Source organism: Magnetovibrio sp. PR-2 (assembly GCF_036689815.1).
Lineage (GTDB): Bacteria > Pseudomonadota > Alphaproteobacteria > Rhodospirillales > Magnetovibrionaceae > Magnetovibrio.
On record NZ_JBAHUR010000030.1, the window covers coordinates 1 to 4,588 of the forward strand.

The 4,588-nt window shown below is 58.0% G+C and carries 6 protein-coding genes; all 6 read left to right on the forward strand.

Annotation, left to right across the window (positions count from 1 at the left end; all coding sequences use genetic code 11):
- Window positions 1-360 (forward strand): sulfur oxidation c-type cytochrome SoxX (soxX, locus tag V5T82_RS18020; RefSeq protein ID WP_332897066.1); only part of this gene is annotated, 360 nt, incomplete at its 5' end.
- A 46-nt stretch (window positions 361-406) separates the two neighbouring features.
- Entirely contained in the window at window positions 407-880 is a 474-nt protein-coding gene (gene soxY / locus V5T82_RS18025; RefSeq protein ID WP_332897067.1) for a thiosulfate oxidation carrier protein SoxY, read from the forward strand.
- 49 nt (window positions 881-929) lie between these two features.
- Window positions 930-1,253 (forward strand): thiosulfate oxidation carrier complex protein SoxZ, encoded by a 324-nt coding sequence (soxZ, locus tag V5T82_RS18030; protein ID WP_332897068.1) that lies wholly within the window; start codon window positions 930-932, stop codon window positions 1,251-1,253.
- A 22-nt stretch (window positions 1,254-1,275) separates the two neighbouring features.
- Complete coding sequence (soxA, locus tag V5T82_RS18035) at window positions 1,276-2,115, forward strand: sulfur oxidation c-type cytochrome SoxA (RefSeq protein ID WP_332897069.1); 840 nt, start codon at window positions 1,276-1,278, stop codon at window positions 2,113-2,115.
- Window positions 2,116-2,222: 107 nt separating this feature from the next.
- A complete protein-coding gene (soxB, locus tag V5T82_RS18040; RefSeq protein ID WP_332897070.1) occupies window positions 2,223-3,911 on the forward strand; it encodes a thiosulfohydrolase SoxB in 1,689 nt (562 codons plus the stop codon).
- A gap of 166 nt (window positions 3,912-4,077) precedes the next feature.
- Window positions 4,078-4,588 (forward strand): cytochrome c biogenesis CcdA family protein (locus tag V5T82_RS18050; RefSeq protein WP_332897071.1); only part of this gene is annotated, 511 nt, incomplete at its 3' end.

The following is a 4,588-nucleotide window of genomic DNA, read 5'->3' on the forward strand; positions in this document are numbered from 1 at the left end:
ATCGTCGACGAGACCATTCCGGTTTCCCTGACGGGTGTCGCTGGTGATGCGGTTAACGGCAAGAAGGTCGTTATTGGTCGCAAGAAAGGCAACTGTCTGGCGTGTCATATGATGCCGATCCCGGAACAACAGTTCCACGGCATGACGGGTCCGGATTTGAACGGAGTGGGTGATCGTATGGACGAAGCCGAGCTTCGCATGCGCATCGTCGATCCCAAAATTATCGATTCAGATACCATGATGCCCAGCTTCTACCGCACCGCCGATCTTCATCGGGTGCTCAAGAAGTTTGAAGGCAAAACGATTTTGAGCCCTCAGGAAGTCGAAGACGTTGTGGCTTACCTGAAGACGCTCAAATAATTCCCCTGGTGAGACAGACAAAGACATCTAACGAATAGAGGATAACATGAGCAACAAAACGAAGCAGATGGTCCAAGTGGACCGCCGCCAAGCGTTGAAGGCCGCCGGTGCAGGCGTCGTGGCTCTGGGTTTTGCATCCACGGCCCAAGCCACCCCCGACGATGCCACCAAGGCGCTTTCCAAAATGACCGGCGGCGCATCCACGTCCCAGTCGGACAAGGTTAAGTTCGTCGGCTTGCCGGAAATCGCCGAAAACGGTGCGGTTGTTCCGGTCGGCGTATCGGTGGACAGCCCGATGAGTGGTGACAACTATGTCAAGCACATCCACGTGATGGCCGACGGCAACCCGTCCCCGGAAGCGATTTCGTTCAACCTGACGGCCACGGGCAAAGCGCAAGTGAACACCCGCATCCGTTTGGGCAAGACCCAAAACGTCATTGCTGCGGCTGTCATGAGCGACGGTTCGGTCATTATGAACAAACAAGAAGTTAAAGTGACGATCGGCGGCTGCGGCGGCTAAGGCCCCTGCCCCCAGATCCGTCATAGCTATACATTAGGAGTGCTATTCAATGGCTAAAAAACCTCGCGTTAAGCTGCCGAAGAAGGCAAAAGCCGGCGACGTCATCCAGGTCAAAACCCTGGCGCGCCACAAGATGGAAACAGGCAACCGGAAAGATAAAAAAGGCAACAAAATTCCGCGTCTGATCCTCAACAAGTTCGAATGCAAGTTCGGCGGCGAAACCGTTTTCAGCGCCGACATGTACCCGTCCGTTTCGGCCGATCCGTACATTGCATTTTACCTCACCGCCACGGCTTCGGGCACATACGAGTTCGTATGGACCGACGACAACGGCAAAGCCATGAGCGTGTCGCAAGACATCGCCGTGTCGTAAGTGACGAAGGGAGGGCTACGTCATGACCTTTAAACTGATCAAAGCAACACTTGTGATCGCAAGTGTGGGTTTGGTTGCTGCAGCTTGCACAACAGAAAAGACAAGCAACGGCATCCCCAGCCCGTACGATGAAGTCTGGTCCGGTTATTCCACCGCGACCGAGGCGACGCGCGCGATGCAAGACGACGACTTCGAAAACCCCGGCATGCCGTACTACGACGCAGCGGCCGAGATTTATGCCACGCCCGAAGGTGCGGCCAACAAGTCGTGCGAAGACTGCCACGGTGCCGTGGACGACCCCAAAGGTGGGTCCATGGGCCTGCCGATGAAAGGCGTGGGCGCGAAGTATCCGGTTTACGATGCCGAAAGCCACAAGCCGATCAACGTGGAACTGCGCATCAACAAGTGCCGCACCAAGTATCAACAGGCCAAACCGTTCAAATATGAATCCGACGAAATGCTCGGCATGACCGGTCTGGTGGTGATGCAATCGCGCGGCATGCCCCGCGTGACCTCGGCGGACCAAAACGGTGACGATCTTTATCCGGCATTCTTGCAGGGTAAGGCGTTTTATTACCAACGCCGCGGTCAGCTGGATTTGTCGTGCAAGCACTGCCATGAAGACAACGCCAAAATCTTGGTGCGTGCCGAGCTGTTGTCCCAAGGCCAATCCAACGGCTTCCCGACCTATCGTCTCAAATGGCAAAAGCCGGGATCACTGCACCGCCGTTTTAGGGGCTGCAACAAAAACATCCGCGCCCAGCCTTATGGCTATGGTTCGCCAGAGTACCTGAACCTGGAAACCTATCTCGCTTGGCGGGGCAAAGGACTTCCGGTCGAAGGGCCGTCCGTGCGTAAATAACGCGACCAAAATGGGGCGGCATCCGTCAGGCTGCCGCCCTCTTTTTGCCCAAAATTTGATTTTTTTGATCCTTTAAAGACCCAAACTCTGTCAGTCGGAGACCGACCATGCTTACCCGTCGCGATTTTCTGCAAGTCACCGCTGCGACCGCCGCCCTGATGGGCTCCGGCGTTAATCTCGCCCGCGCGGCCTCGCACCAATCCATCACCCAAGACGATCTGTTGAAGTTCGACAGCACCGGACAAGTGACGCTGCTGAACTTCACCGACATCCACGCGCAATTGGTGCCGTTGTACTTTCGCGAACCTTCGGTGAACCTGGGCGTGGGCGAAGTGCACGGCTTGCCCCCGCATTTGACCGGCGAAGCGTTTTTGAACAAATTTGGTCTCAAAGCCGGCACCCCGGACGCCTATGCGTTTTCCAGTGTGGATTACGCGCATCTGGCGCAAGACTACGGGCGCATCGGCGGCTTGGCGCACATGGCAACACTGATCAACGCCATCCGGGCTGAGCGCGAAGCCAACACCTTGTTGGTGGATTGCGGCGACACCTGGCAAGGGTCTTACACCTCGCTCATGACCCAAGGCGAGGACATGGTCGACGCCATGAACGCGCTGGGCGTGGACGTGATGGTGCCCCACTGGGAGTTCACCTATGGCGACGAGCGTGTGCAGGAACTCATCGACAAGCTCAACTTCCCGTTTTTGGCGGGCAACGTCATCGACAACGAATGGCAAGAGGCCGTGTTCGACAGCACCGCGCACTTTGAGCGCGGCGGCGTGAAAATCGCCGTGGTGGGCCAAGCCTTCCCCTACACCCCTGTGGCCAATCCGCGCCACATGATCCCCGACTGGTCGTTTGGCATTCGCGACGAGATGGTCCAGGCCCACGTGGACAAAGCCCGCGCCGAAGGGGCCGAGCTGGTGGTGTTGGCATCCCACAACGGCTTTGACGTGGACCGTAAACTCGCCAGCCGCGTCAAAGGGATCGACGTGATTTTGACCGGCCACACCCACGACGCCATTCCCGGCGTGGTCGAGGTGGGCGACACCCTGTTGGTGGCCACCGGGTCCCACGGCAAGTTCTTGGGCCGCTTGGACTTGGACGTGCAAAACGGCAAGATCGCCAAGTACAACTACAAGCTCATGCCCGTGTTCGCCGACGTGATTGCCCCGGACCCCAAAATCCAGGCTGTGGTGGACGCCATTCGCGCCCCGCACCAAAGCGTGATCAGCGAAAAGCTCGGCCAGACCAACTCCCTGCTCTATCGCCGCGGCAACTTCAACGGCACCTTTGACGATCTCATCTGCAACGCCATCATGGAAGAGCGCGACACCCAAATCTCTTTGTCTCCGGGCTTTCGTTGGGGCGCCACCTGCGTGCCCGGCCAAGACATCACGGTGGACGACGTCTACACCCAGACGTCCATCACGTATCCGAACGTGTACCGCAATGACATGACCGGCGAGACCTTAAAAGCTATTTTGGAAGACGTGGCGGACAACCTGTTCAACCCCGACCCCTATTATCAGCAAGGCGGCGACATGGTGCGCGTGGGCGGCATGGGCTATCGCATCGACATTCACAAATCCATGGGCAGCCGCATCTCCGACATGACGCTGTTGTCCACGGGTGAGCAGATCGACGCGCAAAAGAATTACGTGGTCGGCGGCTGGGCCTCGGTCAACGAAGGCACCGAAGGCCCGCCCATTTACGACTTGGTGTCGGATCACATTCGCAAGAAGAAGGTCATCGACCTCAAACCCAACAACTCGATCAAAGTGGTGGGGGCTTAATCACACATGGATCCGTTTGACATCACCTACTGGGGCGCGTTCGGCGCGGGCATCTTAAGCTTTGCCTCGCCCTGCGTGTTGCCCTTGATCCCGGCTTATCTGTGCTTTTTGGGGGGCGCGTCGTTGGACGAGCTCACGGCCGAAGGCGGCGTGGACAANCGCGTCGTTGGACGAGCTCACGGCCGAAGGCGGCGTGGACAAAGCGGTGCAGCGCAACGTGTTCCGCTCCGCCATTGCCTTCGTGTTGGGCTTTGCCACGGTGTTTGTGGCTTTGGGCGCCACGGCGACCACCGTCAGCGGCTTGATCGCGGACAACATGTCCATCTTGGGCAAGATCGCGGGCGTGGTGATCGTGGTCTTCGGTTTGCACTATGCAGGCTTGTTTAAGATCGGGTTCTTGAACTTCGAAAAACGCTTTCACTTGGAAAACAAGCCAGCGGGCTTGGTGGGCTCGTACATCTTAGGGCTTGCGTTTGCGTTCGGCTGGACGCCGTGCGTCGGCCCCATCCTCGCCACCATCTTGATGGTCGCGGCCAGCGGCGAAGATGTCTCTTACGGTGTCTCGCTCCTCTCCGTCTACGCGGCGGGCATCGGTTTACCGTTCTTGCTAGCGGCCTTTGCAGTGAAGCCGTTCATGGGCTTCTTGGCCAAGTTCCGCCGCCACATGCGCACGGTGG

Coding starts and splice junctions, on each gene's coding strand:
- soxY (WP_332897067.1), top strand. CDS start 407: ATGAGCAACAAAACGAAGCAGATGGTCCAAGTGGACCGCCGCCAAGCG.
- soxZ (WP_332897068.1), top strand. CDS start 930: ATGGCTAAAAAACCTCGCGTTAAGCTGCCGAAGAAGGCAAAAGCCGGC.
- soxA (WP_332897069.1), top strand. CDS start 1,276: ATGACCTTTAAACTGATCAAAGCAACACTTGTGATCGCAAGTGTGGGT.
- soxB (WP_332897070.1), top strand. CDS start 2,223: ATGCTTACCCGTCGCGATTTTCTGCAAGTCACCGCTGCGACCGCCGCC.